General features: G+C 58.7%; 8 protein-coding genes and 6 pseudogenes. 5 read left to right on the top strand and 9 right to left on the bottom strand.

The genetic code is table 11. The annotated features are described in order from the left end of the window. Positions 1-310: 310 nt before the first annotated feature. A pseudogene (locus tag AC0L2K_RS32825) lies at positions 311-1,312 on the bottom strand (IS256 family transposase); the annotation flags it as partial. 342 nt (positions 1,313-1,654) lie between these two features. After that, positions 1,655-1,888 (bottom strand): helix-turn-helix domain-containing protein, encoded by a 234-nt coding sequence (locus tag AC0L2K_RS32820; RefSeq protein ID WP_473533380.1) that lies wholly within the window; start codon positions 1,886-1,888, stop codon positions 1,655-1,657. Positions 1,889-2,004: 116 nt separating this feature from the next. On the opposite strand from AC0L2K_RS32820, the gene AC0L2K_RS32815 reads away from it, so the two are divergent. Then, entirely contained in the window at positions 2,005-2,286 is a 282-nt protein-coding gene (locus tag AC0L2K_RS32815) for a DNA -binding domain-containing protein (RefSeq protein WP_473533379.1), read from the top strand. A gap of 16 nt (positions 2,287-2,302) precedes the next feature. Here the strand turns inward: AC0L2K_RS32815 and AC0L2K_RS32810 are convergent, their stop codons facing one another. Continuing rightward, positions 2,303-2,506 carry a hypothetical protein gene (locus tag AC0L2K_RS32810; RefSeq protein ID WP_473533378.1) on the bottom strand — a complete coding sequence of 68 codons (204 nt, stop codon included), beginning with the start codon at positions 2,504-2,506 and terminating at the stop codon, positions 2,303-2,305. Positions 2,507-2,691: 185 nt separating this feature from the next. Further along, a complete protein-coding gene (locus AC0L2K_RS32805; RefSeq protein WP_473533384.1) occupies positions 2,692-3,414 on the bottom strand; it encodes a LuxR family transcriptional regulator in 723 nt (240 codons plus the stop codon). A gap of 2,342 nt (positions 3,415-5,756) precedes the next feature. Between AC0L2K_RS32805 and AC0L2K_RS32800 the strand changes: the two genes are divergently transcribed. Then, entirely contained in the window at positions 5,757-6,527 is a 771-nt protein-coding gene (locus AC0L2K_RS32800) for an SDR family NAD(P)-dependent oxidoreductase (RefSeq protein WP_473533377.1), read from the top strand. Positions 6,528-6,731: 204 nt separating this feature from the next. On the opposite strand, the pseudogene istA reads toward AC0L2K_RS32800, so the two are convergent. The 4 genes and pseudogenes from istA to AC0L2K_RS32780 all read right to left on the bottom strand — a co-directional run. Further along, positions 6,732-7,762: pseudogene (gene istA / locus AC0L2K_RS32795) on the bottom strand (IS21 family transposase); the annotation flags it as partial. 4 nt (positions 7,763-7,766) lie between these two features. After that, the gene (locus AC0L2K_RS32790) at positions 7,767-9,785 is read right to left on the bottom strand and encodes an alpha-ketoacid dehydrogenase subunit alpha/beta (RefSeq protein WP_473533376.1); all 2,019 of its coding nucleotides are present in this window, start codon (positions 9,783-9,785) and stop codon (positions 7,767-7,769) included. Positions 9,786-10,058: 273 nt separating this feature from the next. After that, positions 10,059-10,621, bottom strand: a pseudogene (locus AC0L2K_RS32785) (transposase); the annotation flags it as partial. 123 nt (positions 10,622-10,744) lie between these two features. After that, positions 10,745-12,029, bottom strand: a pseudogene (locus tag AC0L2K_RS32780) (ATP-grasp domain-containing protein). 596 nt (positions 12,030-12,625) lie between these two features. On the opposite strand from AC0L2K_RS32780, the gene AC0L2K_RS32775 reads away from it, so the two are divergent. The 3 genes and pseudogenes from AC0L2K_RS32775 to AC0L2K_RS32765 all read left to right on the top strand — a co-directional run bounded on the left by AC0L2K_RS32775 (position 12,626) and on the right by AC0L2K_RS32765 (position 14,993). Next, a complete protein-coding gene (locus tag AC0L2K_RS32775) occupies positions 12,626-13,837 on the top strand; it encodes an ATP-grasp domain-containing protein (protein ID WP_473533375.1) in 1,212 nt (403 codons plus the stop codon). Between the two features lie 244 nt (positions 13,838-14,081). Continuing rightward, on the top strand, positions 14,082-14,336 hold the full coding sequence (locus AC0L2K_RS32770) for a hypothetical protein (RefSeq protein ID WP_473533374.1): 255 nt from the start codon (positions 14,082-14,084) through the stop codon (positions 14,334-14,336). A 54-nt stretch (positions 14,337-14,390) separates the two neighbouring features. Further along, positions 14,391-14,993, top strand: a pseudogene (locus AC0L2K_RS32765) (transposase). A gap of 575 nt (positions 14,994-15,568) precedes the next feature. Here the strand turns inward: AC0L2K_RS32765 and AC0L2K_RS32760 are convergent. After that, positions 15,569-15,813: pseudogene (locus tag AC0L2K_RS32760) on the bottom strand (transposase); the annotation flags it as partial. Positions 15,814-16,079: the final 266 nt, after the last annotated feature.

Raw genomic sequence — 16,079 nt, 5'->3', positions numbered from 1 at the left:
ACAGGCTCACCTGAGCCGAACAAAGAAACGCAACAGGAGTCAAAAAGGCCGAAATCGGGCTTGTCGATGTCATCCGTAAGGAATGTGCCGGCACGACCGCCGTCTCGGTCCGCTCCAGACTGGCGCCGTGCTCGACGCCGTCAAGGCGTGGCCTGGAAACCTCGCAGCTGGCCGTGGCGCCATCGCACCGGCCAGCCTTGACTGCGTCTCGACACGCTCGCACGGGAAATCCTGTGGGCCGGGACGAAGAAACAGGCTCACCTGAGCCGAACAAAGAAACGCAACAGGAGTCAAAAAGGCCGAAATCGGGCTTGTCGATGTCATCCGTCGAGTGGAGCTTGGCACGATTTCCTTCGGGAAGGTCATGTAGGCGAGCAGGTCGGGCTCGGCGTCGTCCATGATGGTGGCGAGCTTGGGCACCTTCGGCCGGATCTGGTCGGCGACGGCGCGCCATTGCGTGCTTGCGGCTTCGGCCGTCTCTTGGGCGAAGGCGGTGGCGATGAAAGCCGAGACGACGCGGCGCCCGCTCTTGCCGGCATGCGCCAGCACGTTCCTCATGAAGTGGACGCGGCAGCGCTGCCAGGTGGCGCACAGCACCTTGGTGACGGCCGCCTTGATGCCTTCATGGGCATCGGAGACGACGAGCTTGACGCCGCGCAGGCCGCGCCGGGTCAGCTTGCGCAAAAACTCCGTCCAGATCGGCTCGGCCTCAGACGTGCCGACCTCCATGCCCAGCACCTCGCGCCGGCCGTCCGCGTTGACGCCGACAGCGATGATGACGGCGACCGAGACGATGCGCCCGCCGCGACGCACCTTCAGGTAGGTGGCGTCGATCCACAGGTATGGCCAGTCGCCCTCGATCAGCCGGTCGAGGAAGGCCTTCACCTTGCCGTCGATCTCCTCGCACAACCGGCTGACCTGGCTCTTGGAGATGCCGCTCATGCCCATCGCCTTGACCAGGTCGTCGACCGAGCGCGTCGAGATACCCTTGGACGTAGGCCTCCTGGATGCCGGCGGTCAGCGCCTTCTCGGCCATGCGCCGCGGCTCCAGGAAGCTCGGGAAGTAAGAGCCCTTCCTGAGCTTGGGGATGCGCAGCTCGACGGTGCCGGCCCGCGTCTCCCAGTCTCTGTCGCGGTAGCCGTTGCGCTGGACAAGCCGCAGTGGGTTCTTCTCGCCATGGGCCGCGCCGGTGGCGGCGCCCACCTCCAGCTCCATCAGCCGCTCGGCGGCAAAGCCGATCATCTCGCGCAGGATATCGGCATCGGGGGTCTTCTCTACGAGCGTGCGCAGGTTCATCATGTCGTTGGTCATCGGTGGTTCCTTCGAATCAGGTTGTGTCAGCAACCCAACCCTACCGAAGAACATCGATGACCGCCGCTACACCGCTCGCTCGCTAAAGCGCTGTTGAGGGCGCGCTCGCGAGCGGCTTCGCTACCGCCGACCTACACCACGCGGTGGGACACGACCCGGGTGGGCGGCGAGTTGCGACCGGAAGAGGCCGCCGTCCAGGCGGACGCATCCGTAGGACCGAAACGAAGAGAAGGACCCGAAGCGAGAGCGAACGGTTGCGGGGCGCCGCGGCGGGCCTACAACGGGACGCCGCCCGCCCCCGCTTCCAGGGATCCACGAGCGCCGTTAGGCGCGCCGGCTCCGCTACGTCCGGAGGCTCAATAGAATCTCGCACGGATCAGCGTCAAGCACCGCAGTTACGTCGAGAAACTCGATGATGTCGAGACGCCGCTCTCCACCCTCATACTTCGACACGAAGGATTGCGGCCGACCAAGTTTCTCAGCCACCTGCGCCTGGGTCAGGCCTTTGGCCTTGCGCAGCGATATCAGCTGGGCCAGAAACCGCTGGTGGCGGGGAGATCGAAGCGATTTGGGCATGTACGTGAACCGGTCAGGTAAAGACCGGCTCAGCGACTAATCCCGGTTCCGGATTATCCCATTTTGGGATATGCTTCCTTGAATCCAGCGATCAACATGCGAGGTTCGCGGCAGACATGAATCGATCAACGGTAACCGACGGGACTCAAAGCTCAACACTGCGCGACGAAGTCCCCTGGTCGGAAAGCCTCACGAGCTATGACAGGCAGCATTTCAAGATCTATCTGAGGATCCTCGACGCCTGCGCCGACAATGCCAGCCTAGAGGAGATGGCAGATCTCATTCTCGGCATCGACCCGGCTCTTGAACCGGTGCGCGCTCGACAGGCTGTTCGCAGCCATATCGATCGGGCGAACTGGATAGTGACAACCGGCTACAAGGAACTGTTCGCCGGCTGACGCACGGCGCGGACTGTCACCTTTCAGGCAAGGAACTCACGATAGCCCCATTCGTGAGCGCACGCCGCGAGAGACGGCGTGGCGGATGCGGTCGCGGAGATGATCGAGAGGATCCGTCCAGTCGGCGTGGACGCGGCCTTTCCCCCATCAGAACCTCAGCGATCTCGCGATGTGACGCTCCGGCGAGCGATCTGTCGAGCGCCCGAAGATCGAAGTTCACTCGGGGGCCGCGTTTTTCCGGCGGAAAAAAGCGGGCAGGCAATTCGCGGTAAACAAAAAGGGCATTGAGGCACTCAAGCGCCCACAGGGGATGCTTCCGTGCGTGGCCTCCTCGCGGGGAAATTCCCGGCCAGGGAACATTCGCGCCAGGGCAGCCTGTGCAGTTGCACAGGTGAAGCTAACTTGTCAGTGAACCGAAAAATCCGAACGCGCGAGGCGCCCAATTGCCTGCCTAGTGGTCGTCACCCCAAGCTTGCGGCGAGCGTTGCCCAGATGAAAGGCGGCCGTGCGCTGCGTGATCCCAAGGATGCAGCCGATCTCCCAATCGGATTTGCCTTGTGCTGCCCACTGCAGGCACTCGTATTCGCGCGGCGTCAGCAAGACACCGTTGATCATTCGATTGGCGGTCAGTTTGCGGCGAACGAACACATGAAAACAAGTCGCGATATACGACAGACCTTCTTCATAGCGGTCTGCCGCGCGGAAAAATGCAGGAACAGGCTTTTCACCGGCAAACGTCATGGCCGCGAAATTGCCTCGGCCATCGATAATCGGAAATGTCACGCCGCAGCAGATGCCAAACTGCGCCGCTTCTTCGAACACCTGAGCCCCTGAAGCCCCTTCCGCACCGCTCAGATCGGATCCCCATTGAAATGTGCATCCGCCACCGCGTGCACGCACAATGACGGGGTCGACACTCTGATATCGGTTCGCGAGATAGTGTGCTGTCCAAGGCGCCGGATAATTTGAGATCAGCGTGGGCTTGGCATTGAGACGGGGCGGCAACGAGAGGTAGGCAAAAGCGAGCAGATCGAATCCAGAGGCGACGTCGGCCATAGCGCTGCGGAGATCTGCCTCATCGACGCTTTCTGAAAGCCGTTCCAAAAATCTCTCGAAGAGAGTCTGCATGTCAGCCCATGTCAATGCCTTCCATTGGCTCATTCACGCCAATCCAAATCGCTCTTTCAATCACCATTTAGAGCTGATGGCTCAGAAAAAGCGCCCTAATGGCGGCGACGTTGCACCGCCCTGCCGCGGAAAGGTCGCTGTCGGTGGGAAAACCGGACAGCAGCGATAGTTATGATATCTTTCAGAACTGATGATCTCCGTTCGGTAAGCCGCGATTTCTCCGGCGCTCAAGGTACGGCAGGATTTAGGCTCGGGTTTGCGATCTGCTGAAGGTGGAAAAAATATCGTCCGCTATAAGATCAATTCATCTAAGCGTGTTACGCCGATCAGGCTATAAGTTGGGATCACCCACGGCGGCGGTGAAGGCGAAGGGTCGCGAGATGGCCGACGCCGGGGTTGTCATCGGATGGCACGCCGACGAACCTGAACCATCTTCTTCATGGCGATACCCACGATAGCGAAAGCAACTTGGGGGCGCTGCAGCCAGGCCCTGCATCGCAGGAGACAAGTCGACCTTTGCGCCCGTGGCCGCAACGCCCGTTCGATGAAGGGAGTCGGGCGCTCCCGGCAAGCGGACACCAAACACCACGGCGAGGCCACGGATCTGGTTCTCCTCCGAGCGGCTTCCGAGCAGCTTCTTGCGGGCGATGATTAGCACACGAATGGCATGTGCCGGGTGGGGGCCTGAAGAAGCCGGTGCGGGCCAGATGTATATGCAGGCAGCGATCGTCGGTCTTATGAGCCATCCTCCTAATAGGCCTGCCAGCTCTCGATGCAGACAACCGGTAGCGCTGCCAGCCGTGCTGGCCGCCTTCTTTAGCTGCCGTGTCTTTTTGAGTAGGCCATCTCGATCGGAGTGAAATCTAGTGAGCATGGCGGCAGGAACAAGAGCCAGACGCCCTTTTGGCGAAGCAGTTGTGCAGCACGCTCGTTCCTGTGGAAGCCGACATTGTCAGAATGGCGAAATCACCGGGCGACAGTTCGGGAAGGAGTTGAGTTTCGACGTAACGTTCGAACCTGGGCGGCATTCCGCGATGCGTTAGCGATCCACGGCGTGACGAGACCGAGGCATCGCAGCCCGGCGATGAAGGTCTGCAGCTAGTGCGGAAGCGGGAATATCCCACTCATCGCGAACCGCTCCGCTGTCTCGCCGACGCACTCACCAGGATCTCAACGGCCACCCCAACAGCGAGCCGCTCAGATCAATGTGCTGGAACGAGCGTACATCCGGCCCAATTAAATCGCCTCACGACGTCCGCAGCTTCCTTCGAGCGAAGTCTTGGCGCCACTTTTTGCCCCTTTGCTTGGTCGACCATGGCCTTCTGCAGCTCACCCAGCCAGGCAGCCGAGCAGGCGTCCAGGCATATCGCGTCAGCATGGCTCAAAGTTCTTCGCTCAGAAGCTCGAGATTTTCGATCTGGCCGTGCCTGGAGCAATGCCGACCGGCTCGAGTTGTCGCGTCGGTCGCGCGCGAGATCGATACCGTTAGCGCTGGCAAGAGAATTGAAGTCGAGCTCTGCCGCGAGGCGCGCGGGGCATCGGTGGTCCTGCTCGAATTCATTTTACATGGTGCTAAGACCGACGCCGAGCAATCCTGCCACTTTCTGATCAGACGCAGGTTGCCAACACCAACTGTTGGTTTTGTCGAGATCGCGACACGGTGTCGTGTCGGTCGGCCTCGCTGCTGGTGCGCTCTCACTTAAGGCCTTGGCCTATAGAACATGCTTTCTGACGCTGCGCTGCTCAGTTGGCGTGATCTTTGCTTATCCTTGTGGCTAGGCACTGGGAGCTGTCGGCGACAGATGGCAGAAAGCGCCCGCGTATCTCCCAGAAATTGGCCAGAGGAAGCCTGATGGACGAGAAGATGCCTTCGGCCGCAAATGGCGATACTCAGGGGCGCGGGCTCAGCTTGGAAGATTTCACTGCGCTACGGGCTCTCGGTTGGCATGCCGCCTGTTCGCCGACGGCCTTCCAAGAATAAGATTGGAGCACGTGCGATGGCCATAAAGCTTGTTCACATTGGGCCCAAGACAACGCTCGCGTCGCTGACGATGGTGAATGGGCCACAACCCTATGGGAGAAGGCCTCCGGGTCAACACGGTTTTGCCGTGACCAAAGCCAGATCTCGATGCTGCGTACGGGCTTTGCCGTACGCCCTCTGGACCAAAGTACGGGAATGTGACCTGGACGACCGCTTGGGCCACGCCGCGCGGCCGGCCGAAATCCTGAGGTGCTTTTCTTGTTGACCGGAAAGTATCCCCACGATCGAGGCTATTTTGACTGTGAAGCGCAACACGCTTTCTATGCGCCATGGTCGCCAACAACAGCGCGGGAGACCAGCAATGCCACTCACGGAATGCCTATCCTTCCATAGCAAGTTCGACTTAACCGGGAAAACTGCTTTGATAACTGGGGCGGGGCGCGGCATTGGCTTGCAGATCGCCCTTACCTTGCAACAAGCCGGTGCTGGTATAATCCTTACTGGCACTGACGGAATCCGAGTGGCGGAAGCTGCAGATCAGTTCCCGATCAAACCGCAGGTCTATCAACTCGATGTCATGGATTCAAAGGCTGTGCTGGACCTTGCCGGCAGAATGGACTTTTGCCCCGACATCCTAGTCAACAATGCTGGCGTATCTCGTGCCGCGCCGACCAATCATACCACCGATGAGGATTGGCGGGCGGTCCTCTCCGTTAACTTGGACGGCGTCTTCTACTGCAGCCGCACGTTTGGCTCGCTAATGGCGGATCGCGGTTCCGGCGCGATCGTAAATATCAGCTCAATATGTGGGGAAATCGTTACCCGACAACAATCCGTTGTCACCGCCTACAACGCGAGCAAGGCCGGAGTGAACATGGTGACCAAGACACTTGCATGCGAATGGGCAAGATCCGGGGTGCGTGTGAACGCAGTTGCCCCTGGATTCATCCACTCTGATATGACCGGCAAGTACCCCGAAGAAGTGATCAACGCATGGTGTGACCTAACACCGCTGCGCCGTTTCGGCCAGCCTCATGAGGTGGCATCTGCGGTCCATTTTTTGGCGAGCGAAGCGTCAAGCTATATTACGGGAACGGTACTTATGGTGGACGGAGGTTATACTTGCTGGTAACAGCCATCAGACTAGCATCGACGTTCTTGGGAGCCAAGCAGAGACAAAGCACGATTACAACTTCTGTGTATTCACTGTCTCCGAGGCCGCTGAAGAAGAAACTTGCTTGGCCTGAGCATGGCCTCGCTGCCGTTGTGATATTCGAATGATCTCGATCGAGCCGTCTCGAGCAATTCGACGAAGCTGTTGCCGGTCACTTATGGGGTGGTCGATGGGCAAACGAGCCGTCGCTTGGCGCGACGATGCCCGGTCGAGGTTATTGTCGAGGATGAGCGGACTGAGCCATAAGTCCGGGCGTTGATCTCCAGCGCCCGGCTGAAGGTGGCGTTGACGCGCTCGCAGCCGAAGCCCTTGACGAGCCGGATGACGTCAAGACAGGCGAAAGCCCTGTTCGGGATGCGGCCGATCCGCCAGTAGCTTCTGGCACAGCAAGGCCGCATCGGGGCAGATCGTGGAAGCTTCCCGGGTGATCCTCTCGATTGTCCAAGCGTCAAAGCGGCGGTGCAATGAAGGCATGTGCTCCATGGCGGGCGATCCTCGCCCTTGCGGAACAGTTCGATAGTGGTCGCCATGATGCGCGGCTCGACCTGTTTCCACGCAAAGCGATAAGGCACCGAGTAATGATGCCTGTCGATCTCGAACATGGTAGTCGAGGCCGACGCTCCATTCAGCAAAGACGTAACGCTCATCCGGCAGCGGCTTGAGTGCGGGCCGGTCGATCTTGTCGAACAGTTGTCGCCGCCTGCAGCCGGACACGGCCTAGCATGCGGCGATCATTCAGATCGGCAAGCAACTTGCCGATCGCCGCGTTGACCTCGGCCAGGCCTTAAAAGACACGATGGCGCCGGCGGCCAAGAAGCCAGCGCTCGACAATCCGCACAGCCGCCTCCACCTTACCTTTTTCGCGTGGCCGCCGTGGCCAGGTCGGCAGCACTGAACTGCCATAATGCTCGGCCATGCCGGCATAGGTGCGGTTACTTGCGGGTCGTAGCGGCAGGCCTTCATGATAGCGACCTTGGCGTTCTCGGGACCAACAGACCCGGTGCGCCGCCGAACGCTTCCAGTGCATTGACGTGACACCCCAGCCAATCCGGAAGTGTCTCACTCCAGCGCGCTTCCGCATGACACGGCCACGAACAGATGCGCCTGGCGCGTCTTGCCCCTCAGCCTGTCGACGATCACCACCGTATAGCCGGCATAGTGGCGAAGAGCTTGTCGCCATGGTTCTGCCGCATTCTTTCAGAGCAACCGCCGTACGGCGGCGACGATGTGATCCTTCGTCGGGAAGAAATCCTTCTCGAGGCTCGGACTAAATGGGACGTGAATGTCCGGAGCGCTCAAGCGCAGGATCGGTCGCTTTAATAGATCAAACACCTCTTCGGACATCACGGCGGCGATTTCACTTCCGACGTTGCAGACCCGGTGCCCGTTCTCGACTATCACAAGCCGTCCGGTCTTCGCGACTGACATCTTGATAGCCTCATAGTCGAGCGGCTTCAGCGTACGTGGATCGATTACTTCGACCGAAATGCTTTGCTCAGTGAGCACGTCGACAGCTTCCATCGTCGGCCGAATGGCGCCTGCAATAGCAAGAATGGTTACGTCGTTGCCTAGGCGCCTCACTACGGCTTTGCCAATCGGGATTGTATGGTCCGGATCTGTGGGCACATCGCCCTTTAGCGTCCACAGGCTGGCGTCTTCGAAGACGAGTACAGGATCGCCGTCGCGAATGGCCGATTTCATCAGTCCCTTGATGTCAGCGGCGTTGGTGGGGCTGATTATCTTGAGGCCCGGCACATTCATAAAAAACGGATAGGGCCGGTCGGCATGCTGCGCCGCCTCGGACCCCACCGAGAACATACAGCAACGAAACACGATCGGAATGTGGATTTGGCCTCCAGTCATAAACCGCAATTTCGAGGCTTGGTTGATGATCTGGTCGGAGGCCAGATATACGAAGCTGGCGCCTGAGAGGTCTACGATCGGTCGCAATCCGTTGATGGCTGCCCCGATTCCGAGGCCGGTGAAACTGCCTTCTGAAATCGGCATATTCCAAATCCGCTTCTCGCCGAACCGCTCAATAATTTTCGCGCCGCCATGGATCGAGATATCTTCTCCGATCAGGACAACGCTCTCATCACGATCCATTTCCTCTATCTGAGCTTGCATTAGCGCTTCAAAATACGTCATTTGAGTATGCGTGCCGAGCGTCGCGGCAAATTCCTGGACATTAGTCTCCATTCGATTCCTCTCCGGGCAAGCCACGGAGCTGAAATGGCTTGGAGGCGGCGAGCTGAACATATAATCGGGCAAAGTTTCGAGCTGAGGCATTGGGCTGGCCAAGGCAAATTGTACAGCCTGCTTGACGGCATCGGCGACTTCATCCTCGATTGCTCTTAGGCTCTTTTCATTTGTGCCTTCTTCGAGGAGCACAGCACGAGCTAACAAAATTGGATCGCGTTCGCGTTTGTGAGCTTCGACTTCTTCAATGGATCGATAAGGCTCCCCCGGAATCACCAAGCCCAAATTGTGCTCATCGAACCGGTGGGTGTTGGCCACTATCAGAGTAGGCCCTTCGCCACCGCGTGCTCGCGTGACGGCCTTGGCCGCAGCCTCATAGACGGCGCCCACGTCCTGCCCATTGACCGTTACTCCTGGCATGCCATAGCCTGCCGCCCGCAGCGCGATGTCCGGCTGCCCGTGGCTTTGCGCCACCGATGTGGTAATTGCATAACCGTTGTTCTCGCAATAATAGATGATCGGAAGCTTCCATAGCGACGCCATGTTGAGGCTTTCATGGAAGGTGCCCTGGTTCACCGCGCCATCGCCGAAAAAGCAAAGGGTAACTTGATCGACGCCACGCACCCTAGCGCTGAACGCGCATCCAGTGGCAAGGGGAATGCCCCCTCCGACGATACCCGATTCGCTGACGATCCCAACCGAACTGTCTGCAAAGTGCATCGAACCGCCGCGCCCCTTGCAAATGCCGCCCTCCTTTCCCATCAGCTCGGCCATGAGTGCGTCCAGATGAGCACCCTTCGCGATCGGATGGCCGTGCGAACGATGCGTTCCGATTATGCCGTCATCATCTCGAAGCGCGAGACAAGCCCCTACGATCGCGGCTTCCTGACCCACGGTCGAGTGGAACCAACCAGGGATCTTTTCATCCTTGAACTGGCGCATACCCTCTTCTTCGAAACGACGGATGCGAAGCATCCGCCGATAAGCCTCTAGCCTCCGATCACCGTTCAACTGCATGATCTAACATTGCTCCAATATCAAAGTAAAAGACGCCGTCCAGAATGGTAGGCGCAGGTCCTGCTTTAGCCCGTGTGCTTCTCAGGCACGGTTCTCTAATCGATGGCTGGTGTGCTAGTGCCGTTGTCTCGGGCATAAAGAGTCGGAAGCAAGCGCCGCGCCATTTGACCGAAGGGCCAACAATCATGGTTTTGTAGCGACGAGGCGTTTCCGGCAGAAATTTGCAACCCCTCTTTTGTCCGAAGTTGTACAAGAAGGCTCGATCAGGGTGGGACCGGGCGGGGCTGCGGAATACGGCGTGAGGCCCCCAGCGTCCTCGGTCTGCCAATTGCACCGCCAGCTCTGAGCAATCGCCGGATAACGTCGGCCCCAGTAGCCGGCATCGACGGCATCGAGCGCGGCCAGGCCGGCTTCGTCGTCCTCGGCCGGTATATAGCCCGCCGTCCCGGCACGACGGGCTTGCTGTCCTTCCAAGGTAGGAACGCCAATAATGGCGGATCAGGTGCGCACAGCAGGCCGGCACGACCGTTTGCGGAATACGGCGCTCTAGAAAGCCCTTCAGGCCGTCGACGACGGCGACGACGGTGTGGGCGCCACCGCGATTCTTCAACTCGTTCATGACGCGCAGCCAGAAATTTGGCACCTTCCGTCTGCTCGATCCAGATCCCCAATATCTCCTTCCCGTCGGGCAGGACTCCGAGCGCGATGTAGCTCGCCTTGTTGCGGACGAAGCCCTCGTAGCGGACCTTGACCCGGATGGCCTCGAAGAAGACCAAGGGAAAGCAGACGTCCAACGGCCTGTTCTGCCATTCGGCGACCTCCTCGAGGACGGCGTCGGCGCAACCGGCTGACGCAGGTCAGGCAGGCGCTGCACAGCTGGGCATGAGCACATGCCAGCTTACCCTGCTTAAAGCCTCATTTGACGGCATCCTGCATCGATGTTCGACCGACAGTTAGCTTCAACCCAGCTCCCAAGGCGCGCGAGCAGAATGAGTTTGGGTCAGAGATTCTTCCTGTTCCTCGAGAGCCGGAAATGGTGTGATTGACCAATGTAGCAAGCCGGCGGCACATTGAAGTATCGCCTTTGTGCGACTACGATTAGGCGAAGCGGCGATGACGTGGCCGATTTTGTCTCGGTAGTCGCCTTTCCGTACGATCGGTGTATTGGGTTGAACATGAAATCTGACCTCAACGGCACCTGAGACAGCCGCCGCTCGACTCTTTCCGTCGATCCAATCGAGGGTGCCATCGCAATCAGGAACTAGACTCCTCGACCCGCAACTTGTGAAAGTTTTCTGCGCAAATCCATTTGCTTGCCGATGACAAGTTTGATGTGCTCGGTTACGAGATCGACACCGTAAGCAAGCTTAACCAGTTCAGGATCGGGTGAGCCAGCCAGACGGGGGTTGACTTCAATGACGACTGGACCGAGCTTCGTCCACCGTAGATCAATGTTTGCCGGGCCCCAGCCAAGGCCGAGAACCATCAAACAGCTTAGCGAAAGATCAACGATACGTTTGTGCTCGTCATCAGTAAGTGGGGCCGGATAGATGTACTCACGACTCATAAAATGCGGAGGGGGGCCGAAGTCAGCGGTACCAGTTCCAATCACCTCTTTTCCCACAATTTCAATGCTGTAATGGATGCCTTCCGCGAACTCTTCGACCAGTATTCTGGGCGAAGACCGCCACATATGTTTGCCGCCCAACACAGATGAGTGGTATGTTCGGCCACCTCAAGGGCGTCTCTGCACAATCTGACACCTCTGCTACCTGCTCCCACGGCCGGCTCAAGAATCACCGGCATCCCGATCTCCAAGGCAGACCTCTCTACGTCTCTCTCATCCGTTGCCAGGCGGTATCTAGGAGTTGGGACGCCGGCGTCTGCGAGGAGCTGACGTTGAACAAATTTGTCGCAGCACCGTTCGATCGACTTGGGATTCGGACCCGGTAATTCGAAATTCCGGCACAGCTTGCCAACTGTCGCATAGAACGCCTCCAGGGAAGACGTGATGCCAGCAATCTCGTAAGTCGCCCCTAAATCGCAACATTCGCGGATTAGCGCATCCAGATTGTCTGTGTCGACTCGGATCGCGTCGTGTCCTTCCATCTCAAAGTAGCCATACTGAGATGGATCGGAGGATAAGGTGATTGGATGAAGGCCAAGAGATTGCGCCGCTTGGATGAAGAGGAGACCAGTACCAGTTGGATCGCCTTCCACCAAAATGAGTGCTCTCGTTCCCATTAGCTGTTGATCCTCCATTTTGTGCTGGGGACAATCGAATGTAAGCGGCGTCAGAATTTCCCCATGCCTAACCCAGACCGCGTGATGAATCGTAGCAATCCCGGCGATCGGCGATTGCAAAGATCCTGTAAATTTAGATGAAGGTTTATTGAAACCAGAGTGGCGCGCTGATGATCAAAGCGTCTCGTCAACTGATCCATTTTGCCCCTGCGCGCCCTGCTTGCCCGGGCAGGGAAGTCGCGCACAATCGACGAGTTGTAGCGGCTCTCGATGCGATGCGTCTGTTGCGAAACGGACCGCAGGTGGGACGCCCGCGGCCTCGGCCATTGCGGCGGCTCTATGACGATGATCGATGACTGCGCGATCGAGCGGCCCATGACCGTTTGCGCATACTTGAAGAAGCGTTTCGCTCTCTGTCGATATCCTCCAAAAGCCACAACGCTTGCAACATAGGCCTTGCAATAAATTCACATTCCTTTTGCGATCGAAAGTTACTGGAGGTGGTAACTGTGGCGGGTGTCTAAGGCCGACGCGCGACGAGCTGCACCGATCTACGCAGGAACCGCCGCACAGAATCCTATGCAGGAGCCGACAGCATGACAAGAAGAGCGCTCGTTCTACTTGAAGGCACGAGAAACACTGGGCCGCTGTTCGTCCAAGCTGCTCGAGGTCTTGGTCTTCATCCAATCACCTTATCCTCCGATCCATCTCAGTATGGCTACTTTGAGATGGAAGGACACGACGCGATCCGTGTCGATACAACGAATCTCGATGCGCTGATCCGCGAGTGTGAACGACTGTTGACGGCTTATGACGTCGCTGGCATCACCAGCTCCCAGGAATCGGTCTATGCGATGGTAGGCAAACTCTGCCGGCATTTCGATTTACCCGGACCGAACCCTACATCGATTGAACGATGTTGCGACAAATTCACTCAACGTCAGCTCCTAGCGCAAGCCGGCATTCCAATGCCTGCTTTTCAATTGGCAACGGATGCGACGCAGGTGGAAAGCTCTGCAACATTGATAGGGTTGCCGGTGATTGTGAAGCCAGCCGTGGGCAGCGGCAGTGGGGGGGTTCGGTTGTGCCGCAGTTTCGATGAATTGGCCCAACATACCACCTATCTCTTGGGCGGCAAACACGTATGGCGGTCGTCACCAAGGATACTCATCGAAGAATTTGTAGAAGGCCCCCATTATTGGACTGACATAATGGGAGATGAGGTGATTGGGATTGCCGCCCTTACCTTCGGCAGCGCACCGCATTTCGTGTATCGAGAATGCGTTTATCCGGCCGTGCTAACTGATGAAGAGCGCGATCGTATCACGGATATTTCGCTGAGGTGTTTGCAAGCTCTCAAGCTTGGCTGGGGGCCGACGAACGTTGAACTCAGGTGGACGAAGCGGGGCCCGGTCGTCATCGAGGTCAACCCACGTCTTGCGGGTTCACCCGGTGTTGAACTGGTTCACCTAGCTATTGGCGTTGATCTCATAACCGAGCATATCAAGCATGTTATCGGCGACGAATGGAATTTGCGCAGAAGCCGTTCAGAAACTGCGGCAGCGCGGTTCCTAGTCCCTGAGCGCGATGGCACTCTGGATTGGATAGACGGCGATCGTCAGGCAGCTGCTGTACCCGGCGTCGCTAAGGTCAAGTTGTTTGTTGAAACCAATACGGCGATTCTCAGGAAAGGCGATTGCGAAGACTTAATCGGACACGTTATCGCAAGTTCACCCCACCTCGCTGGAACTGAGGTGATACTTCAGAGGGCCGTTGACTTAATAAAGTGGTCGATCATACCATTCTAATATACTGGCGAGCTGGACGCCTAGCCTGAATATCTCATCAAGAGAATGGCATCTGCGCCCAGAATGACGACCACGACACGCTTCGCCAGGACCCGGTGCTCGCGCTTATCCCGAACGCCTGACGCCGAAGCGGATTGTGCGGTGCTTGCTAGCAAGTCGACGCTGAACCGGCTGGAGCACGGCCCGGTCGGCGGAGCCGACGCGCTATCACAAGATTAGTTACGACAAGGTCGCGTTGGAGGCCTTGGACCTATTCCTGGATGCCCACGACAAGCCGCCGGCCGAGGTTGTGCTCGATCTCGACGCCCACCGGATGATCCGCTGCACGGCCGGCAGGAAGGCAGGTTCTTCCACGCTACAACTGCCACTGATAACCTGCCGCTCTACATCCTGCGACCGGCACCTGCTGGCGGCAAAGCTCAGGCGTTCCAGCATGGATGCCAGCAAAGGAGCGGTCGAGGAGGTTGACCGGATCGTGACCCAAATCCGCAAAACTTAGCCTAGGGTCCGCATCGTCCTGCGCGCTGATTCCGGCTTTGCGCGCGAGGAACTGATGGCCTGGTGCGAGATTAACCGCGTCGACTACGTCTTTGGGCTCGCCCGCACCGAGCGACTGGAAACCAAGATCGCCCCGGCCCTCGAGAAAGCCTGTCTGGTGTCCAGAAAAAGCGGCCAAGCCGCCCAGGTCTTCCGCAATCTCTGGTTGTCAACAAAAGACAGCTGGTCACGCCGCAGGCGGGTCGTGGCCAAGGTCATATGGACGAGGTAGAGGGCCATCCGCTTCATCGTGACGTCACTCAAGCCGGAGCGCTGGGCGGCACGGGCGCTTTACGGGGAGCTCTACATGGAGAACCGGATAAAGGAATGCCAGCTCGACCTCTACGCCGATCGCACCAGCGCCAACCCCACGCGACGCCAATCAGCTGCGGCTGTGGTTCGCCTCGTTTGCGTATGTCCTGATCTGCGCCTTGCGTCGCCCGGTCTTCCCCACCGGGCTCGCCAACGCCAGCTGCGGCTCGATCAGATTGAAACTGCTAAGATCGGTGCACAGGTGCGCGTCTCGGTTAGTCGCATCAAGGTGGCGATGGGCTCAGCGTGTCCCTATGCCAAGGAGTTCGCCCTGGCTCACGCCCGAATACGTGCCGCGGCTCTGTGACGCCGCCGGCCCACCCTTCTCACAAATAACAAAGGATACATTGCTGAGGGAACCCGACCGTCGCAACATCGCGGCGCTGATCGCGACCCGTCCTCGAACTCCACAGCCATGCCAGTGGCCGCGCCGCGTCACTACGGGCCACGGCGCTAGATTCGGGTAGAGTCGAGGAAAGGCGCGTCGGCTGGCGCCTTACGGATGTCGCTCCGTTTCCTTCCCGCTCATCGAACTGGACGTGCGGATTTCCCGCATCCATTTCCGGGCTCGCCCCGGTTCGTGAACTAGTTGATGAGGCCGCGACGGGAGACCGAGTTCCTGGAGCCCCGTCGTGAAGGGCACGCGCCCGGCGGCGGCAAGCACGCGACCGCACCCCGGCTTCGTGCGCCAGCGGTTTTTGCGCAGGCCGATGAACTGACCCTGGACGAGTCCTGCGTCGAACTGGAGTCGCGCGGGGTGAGCGTGCCCCGCTCCAGTGTGGGCCTGCCGCCTCGCCTCGGGCTCATTCACAAAAGCGCTGCAGGCCAGCTAGCAGGAAGGCCTTGAGATCCGTGAAGCGCGCGAGTTGTGGATCACGCGGCTATCGCCCGCACCGCCGGCACGACAAGCTTGCGGTCTCTCCGGAACACGAACTCCGGTGAATGCCGGATCAGGTGCACAATGCAGGTCTGCACGACTGATTTGCGGGCATACGGCGTTGATCGCTTCTGGAAAGTCCTTCAGGCGATCGAGGACGGCGATCAGGATCTCAGCGACACCTCGGTTCTTCAACTCGTGATGACGCGCAATCAGAATTTGGCGCTTCCGTCTGCTCGGTCCAGATACCCCAATAAGACGCCATGGTCCGTCTCGCTGCTGGCCCTCATAAATTCCAGAGAATCTCAACGCGTTGCGGATGGCATGAAACACTGATCCGTTCACAGAGCGAGAGTTGCAAAAGCCAAATTGCTTGCGATTTTGGCGCGCGGCTGAACTGCCGTTCGGGTTGGAGAAGTGATAGTCTCCAACCTCATACTAGAGCGCTTCGCCTTTTGACCGAATCTGGATTCCCAAGTTGGAGCAAATCAGATTCGATGTCCTGACCGTGTGGAG

The organism is Mesorhizobium sp. WSM4817, assembly GCF_055811135.1.
Note: the sequence above shows the minus strand (reverse complement) of the source record. Positions and strands in the feature narration are given on the sequence as shown.